The sequence below is a fragment of the Pelodictyon clathratiforme genome (assembly GCF_982375515.1).
Map to the genome: position 1 here is coordinate 364,223 of NZ_OZ455102.1, position 21,949 is coordinate 386,171.

Sequence of the window (21,949 nt, forward strand, 5' to 3'; positions counted from 1 at the left end):
GGTTTAAACGATTCCAATGCTCTTGCCCTGGCTGAATGACAGGGTCATCGGAAGCCTTTTCTTCGTGGTAGCTCTGATAACCGGGCTTTTCGGGTGCTCTGTCCATGGGCCATAGAGCGTATCGGATGAAAAGAGGTGCAGGTTCTGCAGTTTGCGCGCAAAGCTGAAGAGATACCACCGTCCGTCGTGAAGTACGATAGAGGGATCCAGCAGAGGAGGGTAGCGTTTATTACTTTTGATGAGTGTGGCACATTGCTCCCACTTCCCTGGAAATGGAGCTGCCTTGTAGAGTTTTATTTGACGGGATTTTGCACATTCAGGGATCATGTACATGTTGCAATCATCCAAAAATACGGACGGATACTCTTCTTGTTACAGAGAAAAGCTGTAACGTGAGGGCAAAAAATATCTTGTCTGGCGTTTATGTTTTTTTATCATCACCATACCATTGATGTGGCAAGGCATTTGTTTTTCACTCGACCTTTTTGGCGAGCAATTGTACTTTTTCAGCAACTGCAGTGACCGAAATATCACTGACCTCACCGGTAGCCGAAATGATGAGTTCAAAAGGGATGAATAACGGTCCGAAACGTGAAAGATCCTGCGGAGCTTCGCGATAGAGCCCTATTACAGGGATGTCATAACAGGAAGCGACATGAATCAGTGAAGTGTCAGGAGTGATGAGGAGCTTGACTGTAGCAATGATCAGCCCTGCCTCATAGATATTTTGTGTGGAGGGCGAGGCAAGAACATTGCTGAATCGTGTTTCGATTCGTTGTTTTTCTTCACGCCCTTCCGGACCGCTTAAGACAATAAAGGTCTCATCAGAGTATAGTTGAAGCAGCTCTTCCCAACTTTTCTCCAGCCATTGCCGGTTCATTTCACCTGCGCTGAGGTTGATTCCGATGATTGTTTTTACAGCGATTTTTTGAAGAAACATTACGATTGCATCCGAAACCGGCATTGGTGGCAGTGAGGGACGGCATTGATCGTTCGGAGGGTGAGAGCCAAAGAGGGTCAGCAAGGCACAGTTTTTCATTGCCATGTGGGAGTGAAACGGTATGGCAATAAGGTGGTCAAAAAGTCCCTCATGGAACTCGCAGGCATGTCCGACCTTGTAACGGGCTCTGATCAGGGCCGATTGCAGCAGAAAATGGGTTGAAGGATGGTCTTTGGTATTGAAGAGGAGATCGAACCTGTGCGTCAACACCTCTTTGAAATAGTTGAGTGGGTTTTTTTTAACCTGATGAACGGCTGTGACATTTGGATCGCAGCAGAAAAAGTCGAATGAGCTCTGGCTGAAGGTAATGATATGGATAGCAAGTTTTGGATATTGTATCCGGAGGTTTTTCAGGAGTGGGGTGAGTAAAACTGAGTCACCAAGTTTTTCCTGTGCCAGAATCGCAATAGAGCGAAGCTTACCGGTAAAGGGGATGCCGGATGTTCTCTTGGGAGCAGTGAGCTGCAGGAATCGGGCAAATACCTGCCGGAGTACTCTTTTCTTCTTCTTCTTCCTTTGCTTCACAGACGGCTTTTCTTTTCGATGATTTTTTGCTGCAGGTGTTGTTCCAGGTTGTTGAGCATTGCGGCCATGGTGAACTCCCTGTTTACCCTTTCATATCCAGCTCTGCCGAATTCTGCAAGCTTCACGGGATTATCAATGATGCTGGTTATTGCCGAGGCAAGAGCTTCAGGATCTTTTGGTGGAACGATAAGACCCGTCCTCCCCTCATCCATCAGTTCCCTCGCTCCATTGACATCTGTAGCGATAACAGGCTTCTTCATGGCCATTGCTTCCATGACGACATTGGGCATCCCCTCAAAGAGCGAGGCGAGAACAAACAGATCGCACCCCTTAAGATAGGGGTAAATATCGTCAGCATATCCAAGAAAGATGAATGAATCCTCAAGGCCGATATCCGTAACCTGCTTTTTCAGTTCCGTTTCCAGTTTTCCCTCACCTGAAATGGTAAAGATAAGGTCATTTCTTGTTTTTTTCAGGATTGCTGCCGCCTCAATCAGGTAACTGAACCCCTTTTGTTCAGAGAGCCTTCCAGCACTGTAGATGATTTTTTTATCGGGATAGCAATTTGAAAAGTCATAAGCACAAACATGGGGCGGAATGATAAGGCCGTTGTAGATGACTTTTACAAACTGGTCATCGAACCAGCCATAATTATGGTAAGCTTCACGGATGGTTGTGCTGTTGGTGATGATGCCATCAGCAAGCTTTGTCAGAGTGAATTCATGCTTCCGTTTTTTGCTGCAGAGTAGCATTCCGTGGCGGGCGAGAACCGTTGTCTTGCCGTAAAGCCTGGCCGCAAGCCCGGCAACTCGCACATCTTTGTTGAGATTGCAGATGATGAGGTCAATGGCATGGACTTTCAGGAACGCGGCAATTTTCAGTGTGTTCAGAGGACTGAAATCACCTCGAATCTCGAAAACAGTTGTTTCAACACCCTGTGATGCGGCATAATTAAGTGTTTTGGAGTTTTTTTTACTTCCGAGAGTAACGTGGTGCCCCCTTTCCGCAAGTCCTTTCGCGGCATTGACCATCCATTTTTCGCCACCACCGAATTTTTCGCGGCCAATGGAATTGATGAAAAGAATATTCATACTGAGTGTTTCATGCTGACAGATGTTGATTGTTGTCTGCTTACTTGTTTGAACGGGTTGGTAGTCAGTTACTGCTGTACAAACCTGAAAAACTCAATCATCTCTTTTTCCATTTTTTCAAGCGAAAATTGTTCGACAGCAACAGATTTGGCTTCGCACGCTATTTTTTTTCTGAATGGCACATCTCTGTACAGATGCATGAGGTGATCAGCCAGAGACTGTTCTTCTCCATATTCGACGAAAAGGCAATGCTGATTATGAGTTAACACCTCCTCCACTCCTCCGGCCCTCGTGGTAATAATGGCATTGTCAAGCAATGCCGCTTCAAGTGTGGCGTAGGGAATACCTTCATTCCTGGAGGTCAGAGCAAAGATATCACTCGTTGCGAGATAGGGATAAGGATTTTTTATGAAACCGGTAAATGTAACGAGCCGCTCAATATTGAGCGAACGCGTGAGCTCTTTCAATGCATCAAGTTGCCCGCCTGTGCCGATAATGATCAGACCTGCGTTATCAATGCTATTTTGAGAGACAAAGAGTGCAAACCCTGTAATGAGAAAATCAAACCCTTTTCTTTCTGATAATTCACCCAGGGAGGTGATGGTAAAATCAAATTTTTTCTCTATTGCCTCTATCTTATTGACGTCGATGAAAAGACCGTTTGGAATGACCGCAATGTTCTTTGACTTCATATAGGATGACTGCAGCAAGACATCCTTGATCATATGTGCATTAACCATAATGCCGTCGGCAAGTCTGTGATAGACCAGCTCATTAATTCCTTTGTTTTTTAAATCGCGAACAATGCCGAGAATCAGGATGTTTTTTGCTTTGGTCAATTTGCAGGCAATTCCAGCAAGGAAATAATCTTTCCGTTTGGTGGGAACAACAATATCGATATGATGTTCCTTGATAATGCTTACCAGTCTTGCAAGGGTATAAAGGTCCGCTTCATGGTGAAAGGGCAGTTGGAATTTTTTTATGTTGAAGCGCTCTCCTATCTCATCTTTACGGTACGCTAACAAGCAATGGTGTTTTTTTGCCATGACATCAGCCGCATGTAAAACCCAAGCCTCATTACCGCCCCATTTTCTTGCCGAACAGGTGAAGAGAATGTTCATAAATTCAGTTTACTTGGGTTACTCTGTCGCTTTGGAGTATATCTTTGATCTGCCTGATTTTTTTTTCAGGCAATAAAATAATTTTTTTTAACAAAAGATTGTGTTCCTCTTTAAGCTGCGATTTGCTCTGTTATTTCCTCTTATGATAAAGAGAATATCACGCGCATAGTTAGCCATCTTTTCCCGGATGGCGCTCAATGGTTTCCCGGCAGAATTGCATGATTTCTTGAGTCATGACTGGAATTGAGAATTTACGCAGGACGGTTTCTCTGGCATTCTTGCCGAGCTGTATTCTCTGCCTTTCGTCACGGTAAAGCTGTAGCAGGAGTGTTGCCAGTGCCTCTTCGTCGCCATAATCGAAAAGAAACCCATTTTTGTTATCAGTGATGACTTCGCGGACACCTCCGGCATAAGTACTCAGAGGAGGACAGCAGAGATACATAGCTTCAAGCAGGGCATTTGATAGACCTTCATTAGTTGACACCATTGCAAAAATGTCACTTATCGCGATCAAAGGAAATGGATTCTGTAAAAAACCGGTAAAGAGAACCTTGTCTGTTATACCGAGGTTTTCAGTAAGTATCTCAAATTCCTGCCTGTCAGTACCTTCGCCAATAATAACCAGTCCCGCATTTTTAGCTCCTGATAAGGCAAGAAAACGTGCAAACGAGCGGATCAGAAAATCAAAACCCTTGTTGCGGGTTATCCTGCCCAACGCACTGATAACGAAAGGGAATGGTTTGTTGATCGGTTCAAGAATGCGACCTTCAATTTCCGCAGTATCAAGGCCGTTGTAAATAACCCTGATTTTTTCCTGTGGGATATAGCCGGTTTCAAGCAATGTCTCTTTGATTTTTTTTGCATTGACGATGATTCCGTCGGTGAGGGTGTGATACATGAACCGCTGCCAGGGCCAGAGCAGTTTTCTGTCGGCACCGAGTCGCAGAATAACGGATTTACCGGTTATTTTTCCTGCAAGACCCGCCATCAAGTAGTCTTTGCGTTTGGTCGGGATGATGATATCAATCTGTTTTTTTTGGATGATATGCACAAGGCGAACAACGGTATAGAGGTCGATATGACTCAGGCAGGGAAGACGGAATCCGGGAATGGTGAAGCGCTCCCCAACAATATTGCGACGGTAGACCAAAAAGGTTTTATGTTTTTTTGAAATGGCTTCAGCCGCCATGTGTGTCCATTTTTCAGTTCCACCCCAAGTCCGGGCGGAGTTCATAAAAAGAATGTTCATATGGTGTTGGTCCAGAGCAATATCTGCAATACCCGCTATTCGGCAGAGGCACCCGGTTAAACAAAAGTTTTTGCTTGTTTTTCAACTGTCCAATGCCTATCTGTTGATAGAACCTGAATGTCAGAGGGTTCAGGAGGACAAGGTATCAAATTCTCAAGGAATTCATTGTAACGGATTATCAATGCAGACTTTTTTCTCTTCTGACCCATTTGCGGCGCGGCGGCCCTCCTTTTTTGCCAATACCCTTTTTTTGATCGTCGTCATGCTGCTCTATCCTCTTGCCGGTGTCTTGCTTTTTTCTTTTGTTGGCAGCGGGCGCGAGGCGACCTTTTCCTTGTTACCCATCGAGAGGGGTATGCTTCCTCTCATTCGTCTGGTTCAGGTTGTCGGACAGCTTCTTGTGCTTGCCCTGCCTGTGCTTCTGCTTTCCGCATGGCATACAGGCCGTAAAAATCCCTTTTCCCGTGAAGGTTTTGCTTTTTTAGGAATAGGTAAAAGTGTTGACTTTAGTGTAACAGCATTGGCGGTTGGCGGTATTTTTTTGCTGCAGCCACTGTTGTATACCCTTATCGCACTGCAGGATCTCTATCTCTGGACAGCTCTTGGAGCTGCTGGAAGAGAGGTGGTTCGTCAGCGTGATCTGATGGACTCGTTCATCAAGGAGCTTGCACTGGTTCGCACTATTCCGGAACTGTTTCTGGTCGCCTTTGTCCTTGCCTTTACCCCGGCAGTTTGTGAAGAGCTGCTGTTCAGGGGTTATATCCAGCAGAACTATACACGATCAATGTCTTCTGGCAGTGCGGTACTGCTGACGGGTTGTATTTTTGCGCTCTTTCACCTGAGTGCGGCAAATCTTCTGCCCCTTGTTTTGCTTGGGTGGTATATTGGCTATATTTACTCGTTGACGGGCAACCTGGTGATTCCTTTCTTTGTTCATTTTTCGAACAATCTTGCTGCGCTTCTTCTTCTTGTCTTTTTCGAAGGGAGCCGTTCTGCCGGAATCACGGGGTCGGCGGCCCTTATTTTTTCGCCATGGTGGTGGCTGGTTGTTGCGGGAAGTCTATTTCTTTTTGTTCTGGTTCTTTGGCGGTTGTTTGCTGATTTCTCTTCACGAGATGGAGTTGTGCGGGCAGGTGTTTTCCATTGATACGGGTCAGTTTTTAATACAGGATATATGGGTAAACTTTTAAGTGTTAATTTGCTCCAAAGGATCGTCGTGGCTCTTGCAGGTATCCCCCTGCTGTTGTGGCTCATCCAGCTTGGCGGACTCTGGTTTTTTCTGTTCTTCTCTCTATTAGCGCTGCTTGCTGTTTTTGAGTTTCATCGCCTTGCCCTGCATAAGGCTCACCCGCCAGCCCTCTGGATTGTATTACTGATAACGGCACTGTTTCAGGCGAATTTCTATCTGCATTGGGCGGAGGTTTGGGAGCTTATGCTTGCAGTTGTGCTCTCCCTTCTGGTCATGGAGCTTTTTTTGAAAGAGGGTTCTCCGCTGCTTAATTTAGGGGCCATCCTGCCTGGCCTTCTCTATGTCAATCTCTCTTTTGGCTCCCTGCTGCGGCTTCGTCTTGATGCTGCTGATGGCAAGGGAGAAATAATGGTCTTTCTCATGTTTTTTTGTGTCTGGTCAGCCGATATTTTTGCCTACTTCGGTGGAAGCTCTCTGGGAGGCAAATTTATTCACAGAAAATTGTTCGAGCGTCTGAGTCCCCATAAAACATGGGAGGGCTTTTTGTCCGGTCTTGCAGGGAGCGTTGCTGCAGCAATGATTTATGGAAGCTTTATCCCACAACTGCCAGTATCGACAGCATTATTGACAGGATTGCTGATCGGGCTTGCGAGTCCGGCAGGCGATCTCATTGAATCAATGTTCAAAAGAGATGCCGGGGTAAAAGACTCTTCCGGCCTGATTCCAGGTCATGGGGGAGTGCTGGATCGGTTTGACACAATCATGTTTGTGTCGCCATTTATCTATTTCATCACCATGCATCTCTGAATTGCCACAAAGAGCGCCTTCGTGGACGGTACGGATACTAAATGTTTTTTATATTATCAGCTCAGTTTGTGGGCAGAGAGCATCTTTTAACAGGCAGAAGTTTTAACCGCAAGAGGTTGTCATATAATGAAAATTGAAGGCCTTCTTTCCGAAAAGTATGTCGTTTTGAATCTTGAACTTGCCTTAAAAAGTCAGGTGATTGAAAAAATGCTCTCCATTGTGACCGATCATCCCGGTGTGGTCGATATTGGAAAGCTTCGCGAGGATGTTCTCAAGCGCGAACAGGAGATGTCGACCGGTATCGGCAAAACGTTAGCCTTGCCTCACGCAAAAAGTTCCGGAGTGACCCAGCCAGTTATGGCGTTCGCCACGCTCAGCCGCGCAATCAATTTTGATTCGATTGATAATGAGCCGGTTCGTATTGTCTTTCTTCTTGCAACACCTGAAGATATGCTTGCGGAACACTTGAAGCTGCTCGGACGCATTACAAGGCTTGCAGGTCGGGATGATGTGCGCAAGAGGCTTGTGCTTGCCAGATCAGCAGGCGAGGTTATTGAGCTTTTCAGGGAAGAGGAAAAAGACTTCCCACAGATCTAAACATTTTTACCAGCAGGGGATTATTACAGTTATGCCGCAGTATCAGGCAGTAAAGGGCACAAGGGATATTTTTCCGGAAGAGGCAGCCCGATGGAAATATGTAGAAGGAGTAGTTCATGCAATAGCCTCCCTTTATGGCTTCAGTGAAATAAGGACTCCTGTTTTTGAATATACCGAATTGTTTCAGAGAGGGATTGGTTCGACTACGGACATTGTTGGCAAGGAGATGTTCTCTTTTCTGCCCGATCCGAAAGGGCGTTCATTGACGCTGCGACCAGAGATGACCGCCGGAGTGATGAGGGCGGCTCTGCAGAACAATCTGCTCTCTTCTGCTCCCGTACAGAAGTTGTACTATATCGGTGAACTCTTTCGCAAGGAGAGGCCCCAGGCTGGCCGACAGCGTCAGTTCTCACAGTTTGGAGCTGAACTGCTTGGTGTCTCCTCTCCCGCTGCGGTAGCCGAGGTTATCACCCTTATGATGCAGCTCTTTGCTTCACTCGGTCTGCGTAGCCTGAAGCTCAGGATCAACAGTCTTGGCGACACCGAAGATCGTCTTCGTTACCGTGAGGCGCTGCAGCTCTATTTTACTCCCTTTCATGAGCTTCTCGATGATGCATCGAAAGAGCGACTTGAAAAAAATCCCCTCCGCATTCTCGATACAAAAAATCCTGCTCTTCAGGAGCTTGTTGCCGGGGCTCCACGGCTTTACGATTATCTCAAAGATGCTTCCCTCCAGGATTTTGAGAAGGTGCTCTTTTACCTTGAAGAACGTGATATTGCCTATGAAATCGATTATCGCCTTGTTCGGGGTCTTGACTATTACTGCAATACTGCCTTCGAAGTAACCAGTTCAGAGCTTGGTGCGCAGGATGCCATCGGCGGGGGCGGGCGCTATGACGGTCTTGCCCGGGAGCTTGGCAGTTCGGTGGATGTTCCTGCTTCAGGGTTTGCTGTCGGTATGGAGAGACTTTTGATCACGATGGAAAAGCAGGGGCTTTTTGCCACACTCGCCCCTCAGGGTCCACTTGTTTATGTTATTGTGCAGCAGCAGGATTTGGCCGATAATGCCTTGCAGATTGTCTGGCGATTGCGCAAGGCAGGCATCAAGACAGAAGTTGATTTGGCCGCAAGAAGCATGAAGGCGCAGATGAGAGAAGCAAACAAAATAAAAGCAGCCTATGCGCTCTTTATCGGCACGACGGAAGAGACGACCGGGCTCTATGCCTTGAAAAATCTCGAAACCTCAGAGCAAATTACCCTCACTCTGGAAGCTGTGCTTGAACTTCTTCGTGAACAGGCGGTTGGGGAGCAGCTTGATTGATGACGATCATGAACCACATCGTGATACTTTATGGCAAAAAAGAGTGTTGTCTCTGTGACGAGGCCATGGAGGTTTTGCAGAAAGTCAAGGCCTCATTGCCGTTTGAACTGCAAAAAATAGATATTTCAACGAATCCGGAATTACTCGAAGAGTTCGGACTTACGATTCCGGTTGTTTTTGTTGACGGTATTCAGGTATTTAAGTATCGGATTAACGAAAAAAAATTGCGTCTCCTGTTGACCCCCGTTTAGCTCTCTGCTCATGCGCCCTTCTCCTTGATGGGAACGTGCGCCGGAGCGAGTGGTAAGGCAGCCGCTCTCCGGGTGAGGGGCGGTTTGAGGTTAAAGAATGTTAAATGATGTGAATTAAAAATGATGCGATGTTGAAATTCATTCTTCTTCTTATTGTTGTCTATCTGGTGATGCGTACCGTTGTGCGAATCCTTCGTGGAGGACTCTTTTTTATCAACAAAGGGAGCTCCACTCAAAGCGAACGTCCATCATCTTCAAAGCGCCAGATCGAAGAGGCCGATTATGAGGTTATAGCAAGTGATCTCAAAAATAAAGAGCATGATACCAAATAAGGAGCTTTGCTTTGGACAGGTTTTTTCGTATAATAGCACACTTGATTTAACGAGGTGTACAATCATCTTATCTAAAGTGGGGAATTCCCCACTTTTTTGTTTTCTATATAAAGTTCGTATGAGGTGTTCATGCAAGAGCGCATCAATAATTGTGTCACCCAGGTTTTGGCAGAGTCCGCCGGTACGAGAGGTGAAGGGGCTTATCTTATTGATATAAAAGTAAAAGGAAAGGGAAGCGGTCGGAAGATAGAGATCCTGATGGATGCCGATGATGGTATTCGCATCCATCAGTGTGCATATATCAGCAGAAGAGTCAGGGAGCGGATTGAAGGTGATGATGATCTTCTTGAGCTTGTTGGCGAAAATTTTGACCTGATGGTCTCTTCTCCTGGTCTTGGAGAACCCATCATTATTCCCCGTCAGTATATAAGGCATGTTGGAAAGCTGTTGCAGGTTACCTATGCCGACTCAAACGGCGATCCTGTAGAGCTTGTCGGTCATCTTCAGGAGGTATCGCTTTTGGATGAGCATGGGGCAAAAATTGTGATCATGCCGGAACAGAAAAAAAAGAAAGGTCAACAGCCAAAAACAGAAGCGGTCATATTGTACCTCAATCAGGTAATCCGTGCGATTCCTGAGGCGGAATTATAAGAGAAGTTTATACGGGCGAGTGGAAATATTCTTTTAAAAATGCACAATCAAGAAAGAGATGGTCAGAAAGAAGATAAAAGATGAGGGACAAGATCGGAGGTTGCAGATTGCCAGCGCTTTCGGCGAAATCGAGCAGTCCAAGATCTTTCTGGATAAACGCACGGAAAGTGCGGCTGTAAAAATGGATATTGCCGATCTCCTTAAGGATATTATCCAGAAGCAACTCAGAAAAGACTATGATCCCGAAGTTGAATCCAACATTTTCATCAACCCCGAACGGGGAGATTTCGAAGTCTATATTCTGAAAAAAATTGTTGAAGAAATAGATATAGAGAGCATCGAGATCACGCTCAAAGAGGTAAGAAAAATTGACGACTCCCTTGAAATTGGAGATTATTATGAAGAGGGGCCGATCCGCCTTGAAGACTATCTGAGTCGCAAATCCATTCAGATTATCAAACAGTCAGTGCAGAAGAAGGTACGTGACCTTGAACGGCTTGTTGTTTACGAAGAGTGTCTTGAAAAAGTGGGTGAGATTGTTGCTGGTGAGGTCTATCAGGTTCGTGCGAATGAAGTTATTTTCACTTACAACACATCGAAAGACCATCGCGTTGAACTGGTGTTGCCGAAGTCAGAGATGATGAAAAAAGATAATCCGCGTCGAACCCCGCGGATGAAACTCTATGTCAAGCGTATTGAGCGTGAGAAAGCAAAAGTGCGGCTTGATGATGGCAGTATGGTTGAACGTGAAAAAGCAGACGGCGGCATGAAAGTCATTGTGTCGAGAGTTGATGACCGTTTTTTATACAAGCTGTTTGAACACGAAGTTCCGGAAATTCTTGATGGGCTTATTGTTATCAAGGCCATTGCACGGGTACCGGGTGAACGCGCAAAGGTTGCAGTTGAATCCACCAGTGCAAGGATAGACCCGGTTGGAGCAACAGTCGGATATCGAGGGAAACGTATTCAAAGCATAGTCAAAGAGCTGAACAACGAAAATATCGATGTTATCTACTATGCCGATGAACCACAGATTTATATTTCAAGGGCCATGCAGCCTGCAAAAATTGATCCTCTTACGGTTCATGCCGATGTGAAAACACGGAAAGCAAGGGTAATGCTCAAGCCCGACCAGATCAAATATGCTATTGGAAAGAATGGGAACAATATCCATCTGGCTGAAAAACTGACGGGTTATGAAATCGATGTTTATCGTGATGTGATCGACAAATCGACGGAAGATCCTACCGATATTGATATCATTGAGTTCCGTGAAGAGTTTGGTGATGACATGATTTACCAGCTTCTTGATGGTGGTCTCGACACTGCCAAAAAGGTACTGAAGGCTGGAGTTGATGAAATTGAACTCTCCCTTTTGGGATCGTCCAAACCCGAAGAGCAGACAGTTTTTGGGAAAAGTTACAAGACCGGCGTAAAACCGAGGGAGCGGAAAGTTACCGACGAGGAGAAGCGCTATTGGAAGAAGATTGCTGAAAATATTTATAAAACCGTAAAGGAACAGTTTACCGAAGCGGATCTGGAGGCTCTGTTTGATGATGAAATTGAGCCTGAAACAGATGACTTGGCGGTTGAAAAATCATGAGAACCGTCACAGAATGAACATCGCTAAAGAGTAAAGCGTTTTTAAATCCAGAGGAGGATGTAATGGCCCTTGAGGACATGGAAAAGAAATACCGGATAAGTGATATAGCAAGAGAACTGCAGGTAAGTCCGCAGGAAGTATTACTTTTTGTCAAGCAGGAAGGGGGCAGGGTAGCCTCTACATCCTCTATGGTCGGTGAAGAGATACACGGCCTTATTTTTGGCCATTTCAGCGTTGAGAAGAAAATGGTTGACGAGACCAAAAAAATCAGGGCGGAAAAAGAGAAGCGCCTCTCACGGCTGGAAGAGCAGTCGCGAAAAACATATGAAAAAGAGCAGCACCTCAGCGAAACCCTTAGCCCTCCGGCACCTCCGCTGGTTGTTGTGCATGAACCCAAAAAAGAGGTTATTGTTGCCGCACCCATAGAGAATATTCCGGAGCCCCCTTCGAAGCCTTTGGAAATCCCTGTTGCAGAGACCCCGGCCTCCGAAGAGCCTGATGCTCCTCCTGCAGTTACTGAACTCATTGAACAACCCGTCGTTATTGAACAACAGCCTCTTGCGCCGGTTTCTGATGCACCGGTACCTCCGGTGATCATCGAGCTTCCCGTGCCTTCTGAAGTTCCTGAATCACAGGTACTTCCTGAGTCCAGGGTACTTCCTGAGTCCCAGGTTCTTTCGGAGTCACCTCTCCTGCCGGAGCCACCTGTGCTTTCTGAACCTCAAGAGCAGCAGGAACTTCCTGAGTTGCCTGAACTTCCGGAGATCCCGGCACTTCCCGAACCCGCCCCCAAAAAAGAGGAGCCATCGGTTAACGAACATCTGGTCTCCTTTGATGCGCCGCAGATGATGGGAGGTCTTACGGTACTTGGTACTCTTGACATGCAGGCCGGCAGGCACAAGAAGAATCGTAAAAAGAATTTTCAGGAGCAGGCTGATGCCCTGAAAGATGAATTTGAGCCAAAGCCCGCAGAAGAGAGTCGCGTAGAGGAGAAAGTGGTTGTTGCCAAAAAGCCTCCTGTTAAAGCGGCTGCGGATGTCAAACCAAAGCCAGTGGTTGCCGACAGCTCATCGAGTGCAAAGAAAAAAGGCAAGAAGAAAAAGAAGCCGGCAGTTGACGACAAGGTCATTTCGGCAAATATTCAGAAAACGATCAGCGGGATTGATGATCGCAGCAGCACCGGTTCACGCCAGAAATTCCGCAAGATGCGTCGTAACGAGCGTGAACGCGAGCACGAAGAGGATGAGGCCTTTCGTGAGGCACAGCGGCTGGTTGTTCGGGTTACCGAGTATGCCTCTCCGCATGAATTGGCCGAGCTCATGGGTATTACGGCGAAAGATATTATCCAGAAGTGTTTCGCGCTGGGCAAATTTGTAACCATCAATCAGCGACTTGACAAGGAATCGATTGAACTGATCGCTCTTGAATTCGGTTTTGAAGCCGAATTTATTTCAGAGGTTGAGGCCACTGCGGTTATTGTGACCGAGGATGCAGAAGCTGACATGCAGACTCGTCCACCTGTTGTCACGATCATGGGGCATGTTGATCACGGAAAGACCTCGCTCCTCGATTATATACGCAACAGCAAAGTTGTTGCCGGTGAATCCGGTGGAATTACCCAGCATATTGGGGCCTACGAAGTAACGGTTGAAGGAGACCGGAAAATAACCTTCCTTGATACACCAGGTCATGAAGCCTTTACTGCAATGCGGGCCAGGGGTGCACAGGTAACCGATATTGTTATTCTTGTTGTTGCAGCAGATGACAGCGTCATGCCTCAGACGATCGAAGCCATCAATCACGCCAAAGCGGCGGGTGTTCCGATTGTTGTTGCACTCAATAAAATAGATAAGGTCGAAGCCAATCCAGAGAAGATCAAGACCCAGTTGTCAGAAGCTGGAGTCCTGGTTGAAGAGTGGGGTGGCGTCTATCAGTGCCAGGAAATATCAGCCAAGAAAGGTATCGGCATTGCAGAACTTATGGAAAAAGTGCTGACTGAAGCCGAAATGCGAGAGCTGAGGGGCAATTATTCACGAGAGGTACCGGCAAGTGGTATTATTGTCGAATCGGAACTCGACAAGGGCAAGGGTGTTATTTCCACCGTCCTCGTACAGCGTGGAATTCTCAAGGTCGGCGATCCTTTTGTTGCCGGCAATACCATGGGTAAGGTTCGTGCCCTTATGGATGAGCGCGGCAAGAGAATTCCTTTTGCCAACCCTTCACAGCCAGTCAGGGTTCTTGGGTTTGAGGATCTTCCTCAATCTGGTGATGCACTGACCGTTATGGTGACGGACAGGGAGGCGCGCGACTTGGCGCAGAAGCGCCAGGTTATCCGTCGCGAGCATGACTTCCGCCGCAGTACCCGCGTCAAGCTCGACAGTATTGCCCGCCAGATCAAGGAAGGGCTAATGAAAGAGCTGAGCGTCATTATCAAAGCCGATACTGATGGCTCCATTCAGGCTCTGGCTGACGGACTTATGAAAATACAGAACGAAGAGGTCAAGGTACAGATTATCCACCAGGGTGTCGGGCAGATTACCGAAACCGACGTGCTGCTTGCAGCCGCTTCCGATGCCATTATTATTGGTTTCAGAGTGCGTCCGAACGTCAATGCCAAAAAGCTGGCAGAAAAAGAAGATCTCGATGTTCGTTTTTACAGCGTTATTTATCATGTGCTTGAAGATGTCGAGAAGGCGCTTGAAGGTATGCTCTCTCCTGAACTTCATGAAGAGAGTCTTGGTTCGCTTGAAATCCGTCAGATCTTTAAAGTTCCAAAGATTGGCAATGTCGGCGGCTGCTATATGCTTGAAGGCAAGATGTTCCGTGACTCCAAGGTTCGCCTGCTTCGTGACGGTGTCCAGATCTACGAAGGTCAGCTTGCAGCGCTCAAGCGCTTCAAGGACGATGTCAAGGAGGTTGATGCTGGCTATGAGTGCGGGATGAGTCTCAAAAACTATGATGATATCAAGGTTGGCGACATTGTCGAAGCCTATAAAATCGTTGAGAAAAAACGAAAACTGTGAACCGCTTATTGTTGATTTATGTCGATACGTACTGAGAGAGTTGCATCCCTGTTACAGCAGGAACTTGGAGCAATCCTGCAAAAAGAGCTTCCTCGCAGCGGCCCGATCATCACCGTTGTCGAGGTGAAGATTACGGCCGATTTGAGCATAGCCAGAGCTTATGTTTCAATTATTGGTACACCTGAGGAACAACAGGAGGCCATGGCCTTACTGCAGGATAAAACAAAAAGTATCCGGAAGATTCTCTCTTCGAAGATTCGTCACCATTTCAGGCGTATTCCGGAACTTGAATTCCATGAGGATCATCTCTATGAGCGTGCAAACCGCATTGAGCAGCTTTTGAGCGGGGTGAGAAAAAGTTCCGCAGAAAATGTTTAACCGGGAGCTGGGCGTAAAGGGCGTGCATGGATGAACAGCGAATAAGGGAGCCTTTACCTGATGAAGGCAGTTTTCTCCTGATCGACAAGCCACTCGACTGGACGTCGTTTGATGTGGTCGCAAAAATCAGGAATACCTACAAGCAGAGCGGTCTGAAGCGCAAGGTTGGTCATTGTGGAACCCTTGATCCAAAAGCGACCGGACTGCTTATCCTGGCGACGGGAAAGAAGACGAAAGAGATCGCAACGCTCGAAGTGCTCGACAAGGTTTACGATGGAGCCATAAAGCTTGGCGCCATGACGGAAAGTCACGATGTTGAAACGATGGAATATGGCCAGTGCGGCGTGGCACATCTGACGGAAAGTGAGATTCGCATCGCAGCCTCAACTTTTGAAGGGAGGCGTCAGCAGCAACCCCCCATGCACTCTGCAGCCTGGCATAATGGAAAACGCCTCTATGAGCATGCCCGCAAGGGAGTGGTGATCAAAGAGCGAAAAGCAAAAGAGATTGTTATTCACCGTTTTGAGGTTATCCGGGTTGAGCTTCCGATGGTCTATTTTTCCCTTCATGTTTCCAAGGGAGCCTATATCAGGGTTATTGCCCATGAACTCGGCACTCTGCTTGGTGTTGGAGGCTATCTGGCCTCCCTCACACGAGTCTCTATTGGCCCTTATGCGCTGAGTTCAGCCAAAACAGTTTCAGACACCGTTGAAGATATTCTTCAGCAGGCATCAAACGCCCTCCCGGGGTGAGAGGAGATACACGCAAGTATGCGTATTGTTGAGTATGATAAGGGCCATATCTGCAGTTATGGCTCAGCCACTCCAATTGACTTTTCAGTTACTGCTTCCGCCGTGACGGTTGGCTCCTATGACGGCGTGCACAAAGGGCACAGGATGATTATTGCCCGCATGGTTGCCATCGCAAAAGCCCGCAATTTGAGAAGTGTTATTGTAACCTTTGAACCGCACCCGAGAAGGGTGCTCAAAGGCGCAGTTTCAGGCCCTCTCGGCTTGCTCACTACGCTCGATGAAAAAATCAGCCTTCTTGCCGATGAAGGTGTCGATCTTCTGTTTGTTGTACGCTTCACTCCTGATTTTGCATCGCGCAGCTCCGATGACTTTATCCGCAATGTTCTTGTTGGACTGCTTGGCGCCAAAAGTATTATTGTCGGTTACGATCACGCTTTTGGCCGTGACAGGAGCGGGAGTGGCAAAACGCTTGAAACGCTTGGCAGTGAACTCGGCTTTGATGTGGAGGTTGTCAACGAAGTGATGATTGGGCATGAACATTTTTCAAGCACACGAATCAGAGTCCTGCTTGCAAACGGCAAGATCGAAGAGGCCAATGCATTTCTTGGTTCACCCTACATGATCAGCGGAACAGTGGTTGATGGTGAGCGGCGAGGACGGGAAATCGGGTTTCCGACGGTAAACCTCAGACTTTCGGATTCCGGCAAACTCCTGCCCCGTGCCGGAGTCTATCTCGCCCAAACGGTGCTGGATGGTCTCTCTTTCATGGCTCTCATGAATGTCGGTATTCGTCCCACGGTTTCATCCGAAGGGATGACAACCGTTGAAGCCCACATTCTCGGATATAGCGGAACCCTTTATGGTTCTACAATTTGTTTCATGCTGCTCAAGTTTATCAGGGAAGAACGGAAATTTTCGTCACTTGAAGAGCTGAAAATGCAAATCGAAAAAGATAAAAAAACGGTGGAGTTGTATTGTTAATAATATTATATTGAAGGTCAACCGATTTAACATAACAAACGAAGAGATATGAGCCTGACAAAAGAGTTTAAAGCCGACGTAATCAAGCAGTTTGGCGCTTCAGAGAAGAATACCGGAAAATCCGAGGTTCAGGTTGCCTTATATACCCGTAGAATCAGCGATCTTACTGGACATTTGCAGTTGCACCCGAAAGACAAGCATTCGCGTCGCGGATTGCTGATGCTTGTGGCAAAGCGCAAGAAAATGCTGAATTACGTGAAAAATATCGATATTGATCGTTATCGCAAAGTGATAGCTGAACTTGATCTTCGCAAGTAAGAGAGCCGTCGCAACTTATTTTGCCCCGATCTCTGCAGGGTTTTTGCCCTGCAGGTTATCTCTTTAACCAGGAATGCAGCAGGAAACACTATGTTGGAAAGCATGACCGGATATGGCAGCGCGGAGTCAGTTGAAAGCGGTGTCCGGACTCTTGTGGAGTTACGGTCAGTAAATAACCGTTTTGCTGAAATCAGTGTCAAGTTGCCCCGCCAATTACTCTCGTTTGAACTCGAAGTCAGGGAGATGATTCGTGCCCATTTTCAGAGGGGTAAAATCGCCGCTTTCATTCAAATTCAGCTTGATGATGCACAACCCATACCCGTCAGCATCAATACTGCGAAAGTAAAAGCCTACAAAGAGTTGCTCGATACCCTCAACAGGGAAGCCGGTTTTGGAACCCCTGTTCTTCTTGAGCATCTGTTGCGGTTTCCAGAAATATTTGATAATGGTACGACTTCACTCGATCAAGTCGATCAGCATTGGCCATTTGTAAAAAATCTGCTGCAGGAAGCAATAGAACGGCTCAAGGCAATGCGGCGCCGGGAAGGCGAAGAGCTTTCGATCGACTTCAGAGGAAGAATAGCCGAAATCGAAAACACGCTTAAACTCATCACCTTGCTCGCGGCTGATAACCTTGAAGCGGTACGAACAAGGCTGGCTGCAAAAGTGGAAGCTGTTGCCGGAAAGGATTTGGTTTACAGCCGTGACCGTCTTGAAATGGAGTTGGTTCTTGCCGCCGACAAGCTCGACATTACCGAAGAGCTGACCCGTTTTGCCAGCCACAATAAATTTTTTATTGAAGAGTTGCAGAACGACGAGAGTGGTACCGGAAGGAAACTCAATTTTCTGCTTCAGGAACAGTTGCGCGAAGCAAATACGATTGCATCAAAATCCCAGAATGCGGAAATATCCCAGAAAATTGTTCAGATCAAGGAAGATCTTGAAAAAATCAGGGAGCAATTGCAAAATATAGAGTAATGCTATGGTTGACGCCTTGCAGCACAAGGGTAAATTAATTGTCTTTTCCGCGCCATCAGGTACGGGAAAGTCCACTATTGCCACAATGGTGCTTGAGCGCATCCCCAATATACAGTTTTCGGTATCCGCCACAACCCGGACGAAAAGAGCTGGGGAGCAGGAGGGGGTTAACTACTATTTTCTCACCAGAGAGGAATTTGAGGAAAAGATTCGTAACGGTGGCTTTATTGAACATGAGTTCTTTTTTGGAAACCATTACGGTACGCTGCTCGACAAAACAGAACAGATCATTGATAGAGGCACCCATATGCTGCTTGATCTTGATGTGAAGGGAGCGATGAATGTGCGGCAGCTTTTCCCTGGTAACTCATTATTGCTCTTTTTAAAACCTCCGAGTATAGAGGTTTTGGAAGAGAGACTTAAAGGGCGGGAGAGTGAAGATGAAGAGAGTCTGAAAGCGCGGCTTGAGCGGGCCCGGCTGGAGCTGGGTTATGCAGACCGCTTTGATGAGGTGATTGTGAACGATCATCTCGACGACGCGGTTGAAGCGGTCACAGCGATAGTCAGCAAATTTCTTTCAAACACGTAAAAAAAAGTACAATGCCGGTTAAACCTGTTGATCTGAATAAATTGAGAAGTGCGCACTCGAACCTGTACGAGACCGTAGTCGCCATTTCCAAAAAAGCAAAGAGATTACATGACGAAGAGCGGGCAGAACTTGAAGACAAGCTTCTTCCCTATAAAGAGATGATTCGCAACCCCAGCAGTGAATCAGAATCAGACAAGATATTCCCTGAACAGATAGCGATCAGTCTTGAATTTGAAGTTCGTGAGAAGTCATCGCATAAAGCTGTTGCCGACTACTTCGCGCAGAAATACAATTACACGCTGGAAAAACCGGCAGAAAAAAAGATCATTCAAGTAGAAGAAGATGATGAAACTGACGGGGATTAGTCAGATAACCCTTCGCGTCAATGATTTGCGCAGCGCTGAAGAATTTTATGGTGGCATTCTTGGTCTCAAGCTTGACCACAGGGTAGGTGCAAACATTACCTACCTGCGTATCAATTCTGATCTGCTGGTGCTGGTCAAAGCCGAAACCCCTGGATCCCCCGACGCGCGGGATATACGGGTGGATCATTTTGGATTTCGGCTTGCCTCAGACGCCGAAGTAGATGCGGCAGCGCTCTATCTTGATGAGTGTGGCGTGCATATGGTGACCCGTCCCGCCCATCGCAGGGAGGGCAGAGCCTTTTTTGTCATGGATCCTGATGGAAATTTGGTCGAATTTTACTCCATGCACGAAAGCGGCATACAGGGAGAGAGCATAAAAGATATTGATTTGCTTGCTCCCGACTCTTTCGTAACGGGAACCCGTAAAAAGACAAAAAAAGAGACAGAGCAGCAAAAACCACGACGCACCCGAAAATAAGATTCTGTTTGCCCCGACTTGTCGGGGCTTTTCCTTTTTCACGATTACTCAGTGATCGGATTTTTCTTCATCTTTTGCAGCAGCAGTCGTTCTGCATCCAGCAGTTGTTCCGGGGTATTGATACCGAGAATTTCATCCGGATTGTCGGTCTTGAAAGCATAAACCTGCCTGCCGCTCTGGAAGCAGACGCCGAACACATCAGTCAGATAGTACTCATTCTGTGCATTGTTCGTGTTGATTTTGGCAAGAGCATCAAAAAGAAGCCGTGCGTTGAAAACGTAAACACCGGAATTGATCTCCCGGACAGAGAGCTCCTCTTTCGAAGCATCCTTTTGTTCCACAATTTTAAGAACACTGTCGCCGCTCTCCTGTCGGATGATTCTTCCATATCCGGTTGGGTCATGAAGTTCTGCAGTCAGGACAGTAGCTGCGCCATTTTTTGAACGGTGAAAGGTGATCAGTTCCCGCAGTGTATCCGGATTGACCAGTGGGGCATCGCCGGAGAGAATAAGTACCTCACCATCAAAATTACTGAGGTGGGTTTCTGCCTGCATGATGGCATGACCAGTTCCAAGCTGTGGCTCCTGACGTGCTGCTGTCAGGTAATACCTGGAGGTAGCTTTTACAACCAGTTCTGCCTGGTGTCCGACAATAAGGATGGTTTTGTCGGGATCAAGAGTGCTCGCTGTATCAAGAACATACTCGATAAGAGGGCGCCCATTGGCCAGATGAAGCACCTTGGGCAGATCTGACTGCATTCGGGTGCCTTTTCCTGCGGCCATAATGATGATTGCAAGTGCCATTGATTGCTCTGTCTTGTGGGGTATAGAGGAGGGAATTATGATAACGGTTCATCCTGTTCGCCTACATGATGCCGGGACTTCGGATTGTTCTCCTTGTCGACAATAAGAACCATCGGTTTATAGTTTCTCGCTTCGGCCTCATCCATGAGGGCAAAGGTCATGATGATGATTTCATCACCAACCAGAGCACATCTGGCAGCCGCTCCGTTGAGCTGAATTTCTCTTGAGCCATGAGCGCCCTTGATGATATAGGTTTCAAAACGCTCCCCGTTATTGTTGTTGACAACAAGAACTTTTTCGTTGGGAATCATATCGACCATCTCAAGAAGCTCATTATCAATGGTGATGCTCCCTTCATATTCGAGATCGCCACTGGTCACGATAGCGTTGTGGATTTTTGATTTCAGGATGTGTAATTTCATGAACAGACTAACTTCATTATTGTTTTATAAATGACTCTCCGCTTCCCCGGAAAATCCGATACCTTCTCAAGGCTTGATCGGTCTCAAAGCCCTCTCCCCGAATAGTTTCCCCAGGTCTGGTAATGGTAACAAACCTCTCCGAACGAATCATTTTATCTTTTGCGGTTCGTTTGACGTACTCGGTCTTTATCACTGTCGAGCCTTCCGAGGTGATGATAACATTCCCTTCGGCCTCAATATCCTGATTGTCATGAACGACTGCCTTTCCGGCACTGATGGTCGTCGTTGTATGGCCATTGATGTCAAAGAGGTCAACCCTGACCCCCTGGTCAAGGTGATGTTCACTACTCTTGTTTTTTCGGTATTCCGCGCCGTGTCCCGCTTCAATGACTCCACGCCTGACTCCGTTTTCTGTAAGAGCAATCCTGACCTTCCAGCTCTCCTGAACGGGATGGTCAAGACCAATGAAGCCTGTTTCGGGAGAGCGGCGCTCCTTGACCGGATTGCCGCATCCCGATAGCATAATCAGAACAACATGCAGAAAAAGAACGATAACTCTTTTCAAATCAGGAGATCATTACTTGATATTCAACTGGTTCATCACCTTGAAGGTGAGATCATTTTCAGGTGCCACATAGATGGCAATATTTTTTTCAAGCACCAGCGAAAATCCCTCTTTTTGTGCTATAGCCTCAACAGCAGCCAATACTTTCTGGCGAATCGGAATAAGCAGTTCCTGCTGTTTCTTTTCAACGAGACCTCCACGTCCGAACTTCTCCTGCCGATATTTGTCGATAGCCATCGCTTTTGCCCCAATCTCTTTTTCCTTCAGCTCTCTTGCAGCTTTTGACAGAGAGCCTGCCTGTTGGCTATATGCGGCCACTAATTTCTGATACTCCTGGGTCAGGCGATCGAGCTCTTTCTGTAACGGAGCGGCTGTTGTCTGCAAGGTAAGATCAGCCTGTTTTGTTTCCGGCAGTTGCTGCAGGATTTTTCCTGAATCGACCACACTGACTTTTCCTGTCTCCTGTGCGGCAAAGGATTGAGGGGCAACAAGCACCATACTCAAGCCAACCGCCATAACGATACGGCGAGACATTTTCATAAATTTCCCTGAATGAATCA

26 protein-coding genes are annotated in these 21,949 nt (G+C 46.9%); 17 read left to right on the plus strand and 9 right to left on the minus strand.

The window, feature by feature from the left end; translation table 11 throughout:
* Nucleotides 1-3: 3 nt before the first annotated feature.
* The 5 genes from AC56AD_RS01880 to AC56AD_RS01900 all read right to left on the minus strand — a co-directional run bounded on the left by AC56AD_RS01880 (nt 4) and on the right by AC56AD_RS01900 (nt 4,986).
* Nucleotides 4-327 carry a glucosamine inositolphosphorylceramide transferase family protein gene (locus AC56AD_RS01880; protein ID WP_041526385.1) on the minus strand — a complete coding sequence of 108 codons (324 nt, stop codon included), beginning with the start codon at nt 325-327 and terminating at the stop codon, nt 4-6.
* 145 nt (nt 328-472) lie between these two features.
* Nucleotides 473-1,525, minus strand: coding sequence for a glycosyltransferase family 9 protein (locus AC56AD_RS01885; RefSeq protein WP_012507210.1), 1,053 nt, complete (start codon nt 1,523-1,525; stop codon nt 473-475).
* Nucleotides 1,522-2,616, minus strand: coding sequence for a glycosyltransferase (locus tag AC56AD_RS01890; protein ID WP_012507211.1), 1,095 nt, complete (start codon nt 2,614-2,616; stop codon nt 1,522-1,524). The genes AC56AD_RS01885 and AC56AD_RS01890 overlap by 4 nt, the downstream gene beginning before the upstream one ends.
* A gap of 68 nt (nt 2,617-2,684) precedes the next feature.
* Entirely contained in the window at nt 2,685-3,737 is a 1,053-nt protein-coding gene (locus AC56AD_RS01895) for a glycosyltransferase (protein WP_012507212.1), read from the minus strand.
* A 169-nt stretch (nt 3,738-3,906) separates the two neighbouring features.
* Nucleotides 3,907-4,986, minus strand: a complete 1,080-nt coding sequence (locus tag AC56AD_RS01900) for a glycosyltransferase (RefSeq protein WP_012507213.1) — start codon at nt 4,984-4,986, stop codon at nt 3,907-3,909.
* Nucleotides 4,987-5,167: 181 nt separating this feature from the next.
* Here AC56AD_RS01900 and AC56AD_RS01905 point away from each other — a divergent pair, with 181 nt between their 5' ends.
* From AC56AD_RS01905 to AC56AD_RS01985, 17 genes are all read left to right on the plus strand, one after another.
* Complete coding sequence (locus tag AC56AD_RS01905) at nt 5,168-6,133, plus strand: CPBP family glutamic-type intramembrane protease (protein ID WP_012507214.1); 966 nt, start codon at nt 5,168-5,170, stop codon at nt 6,131-6,133.
* Between the two features lie 27 nt (nt 6,134-6,160).
* Nucleotides 6,161-6,982, plus strand: a complete 822-nt coding sequence (locus tag AC56AD_RS01910; protein WP_012507215.1) for a phosphatidate cytidylyltransferase — start codon at nt 6,161-6,163, stop codon at nt 6,980-6,982.
* 126 nt (nt 6,983-7,108) lie between these two features.
* Entirely contained in the window at nt 7,109-7,579 is a 471-nt protein-coding gene (locus AC56AD_RS01915) for a PTS sugar transporter subunit IIA (protein ID WP_012507216.1), read from the plus strand.
* A 31-nt stretch (nt 7,580-7,610) separates the two neighbouring features.
* Nucleotides 7,611-8,900, plus strand: coding sequence for a histidine--tRNA ligase (gene hisS / locus AC56AD_RS01920; RefSeq protein WP_012507217.1), 1,290 nt, complete (start codon nt 7,611-7,613; stop codon nt 8,898-8,900).
* The gene (locus AC56AD_RS01925; protein ID WP_012507218.1) at nt 8,900-9,151 is read left to right on the plus strand and encodes a glutaredoxin family protein; all 252 of its coding nucleotides are present in this window, start codon (nt 8,900-8,902) and stop codon (nt 9,149-9,151) included. Before hisS ends, AC56AD_RS01925 begins: the two co-directional genes overlap by 1 nt.
* 128 nt (nt 9,152-9,279) lie before the next feature.
* Nucleotides 9,280-9,483 carry a hypothetical protein gene (locus AC56AD_RS01930; RefSeq protein WP_012507219.1) on the plus strand — a complete coding sequence of 68 codons (204 nt, stop codon included), beginning with the start codon at nt 9,280-9,282 and terminating at the stop codon, nt 9,481-9,483.
* Nucleotides 9,484-9,612: 129 nt separating this feature from the next.
* Entirely contained in the window at nt 9,613-10,134 is a 522-nt protein-coding gene (gene rimP / locus AC56AD_RS01935; protein WP_012507220.1) for a ribosome maturation factor RimP, read from the plus strand.
* Nucleotides 10,135-10,192: 58 nt separating this feature from the next.
* Complete coding sequence (nusA, locus tag AC56AD_RS01940; RefSeq protein ID WP_012507221.1) at nt 10,193-11,737, plus strand: transcription termination factor NusA; 1,545 nt, start codon at nt 10,193-10,195, stop codon at nt 11,735-11,737.
* A gap of 62 nt (nt 11,738-11,799) precedes the next feature.
* Entirely contained in the window at nt 11,800-14,760 is a 2,961-nt protein-coding gene (infB, locus tag AC56AD_RS01945) for a translation initiation factor IF-2 (protein WP_012507222.1), read from the plus strand.
* 18 nt (nt 14,761-14,778) lie between these two features.
* On the plus strand, nt 14,779-15,138 hold the full coding sequence (rbfA, locus tag AC56AD_RS01950; RefSeq protein WP_012507223.1) for a 30S ribosome-binding factor RbfA: 360 nt from the start codon (nt 14,779-14,781) through the stop codon (nt 15,136-15,138).
* Between the two features lie 26 nt (nt 15,139-15,164).
* Nucleotides 15,165-15,890 carry a tRNA pseudouridine(55) synthase TruB gene (gene truB / locus AC56AD_RS01955; RefSeq protein ID WP_012507224.1) on the plus strand — a complete coding sequence of 242 codons (726 nt, stop codon included), beginning with the start codon at nt 15,165-15,167 and terminating at the stop codon, nt 15,888-15,890.
* 18 nt (nt 15,891-15,908) lie between these two features.
* The gene (locus tag AC56AD_RS01960; protein WP_273278034.1) at nt 15,909-16,871 is read left to right on the plus strand and encodes a bifunctional riboflavin kinase/FAD synthetase; all 963 of its coding nucleotides are present in this window, start codon (nt 15,909-15,911) and stop codon (nt 16,869-16,871) included.
* A gap of 48 nt (nt 16,872-16,919) precedes the next feature.
* A complete protein-coding gene (gene rpsO / locus AC56AD_RS01965; RefSeq protein WP_012507225.1) occupies nt 16,920-17,189 on the plus strand; it encodes a 30S ribosomal protein S15 in 270 nt (89 codons plus the stop codon).
* A 90-nt stretch (nt 17,190-17,279) separates the two neighbouring features.
* Nucleotides 17,280-18,167 (plus strand): YicC/YloC family endoribonuclease, encoded by an 888-nt coding sequence (locus tag AC56AD_RS01970; RefSeq protein ID WP_012507226.1) that lies wholly within the window; start codon nt 17,280-17,282, stop codon nt 18,165-18,167.
* Between the two features lie 4 nt (nt 18,168-18,171).
* Nucleotides 18,172-18,756 (plus strand): guanylate kinase, encoded by a 585-nt coding sequence (gmk, locus tag AC56AD_RS01975; protein ID WP_012507227.1) that lies wholly within the window; start codon nt 18,172-18,174, stop codon nt 18,754-18,756.
* Nucleotides 18,757-18,767: 11 nt separating this feature from the next.
* Nucleotides 18,768-19,121, plus strand: coding sequence for a PAZ domain-containing protein (locus AC56AD_RS01980; RefSeq protein WP_012507228.1), 354 nt, complete (start codon nt 18,768-18,770; stop codon nt 19,119-19,121).
* Nucleotides 19,099-19,599 (plus strand): VOC family protein, encoded by a 501-nt coding sequence (locus AC56AD_RS01985; RefSeq protein ID WP_012507229.1) that lies wholly within the window; start codon nt 19,099-19,101, stop codon nt 19,597-19,599. Before AC56AD_RS01980 ends, AC56AD_RS01985 begins: the two co-directional genes overlap by 23 nt.
* Before the next feature lie 44 nt (nt 19,600-19,643).
* Here AC56AD_RS01985 and AC56AD_RS01990 read toward each other — a convergent pair whose 3' ends face one another.
* From AC56AD_RS01990 to AC56AD_RS02005, 4 genes are read right to left on the minus strand one after another with little or no spacing between them, the layout of a single operon-like run.
* A complete protein-coding gene (locus AC56AD_RS01990; RefSeq protein WP_012507230.1) occupies nt 19,644-20,402 on the minus strand; it encodes a sugar phosphate nucleotidyltransferase in 759 nt (252 codons plus the stop codon).
* 35 nt (nt 20,403-20,437) lie between these two features.
* Entirely contained in the window at nt 20,438-20,824 is a 387-nt protein-coding gene (panD, locus tag AC56AD_RS01995) for an aspartate 1-decarboxylase (protein ID WP_012507231.1), read from the minus strand.
* 16 nt (nt 20,825-20,840) lie between these two features.
* Nucleotides 20,841-21,389: an LPS export ABC transporter periplasmic protein LptC gene (gene lptC / locus AC56AD_RS02000; RefSeq protein ID WP_223293954.1), complete on the minus strand. Its 549-nt coding sequence runs from the start codon at nt 21,387-21,389 to the stop codon at nt 20,841-20,843.
* Between the two features lie 12 nt (nt 21,390-21,401).
* Nucleotides 21,402-21,929: an OmpH/Skp family outer membrane protein gene (locus tag AC56AD_RS02005; RefSeq protein WP_223293955.1), complete on the minus strand. Its 528-nt coding sequence runs from the start codon at nt 21,927-21,929 to the stop codon at nt 21,402-21,404.
* Nucleotides 21,930-21,949: the final 20 nt, after the last annotated feature.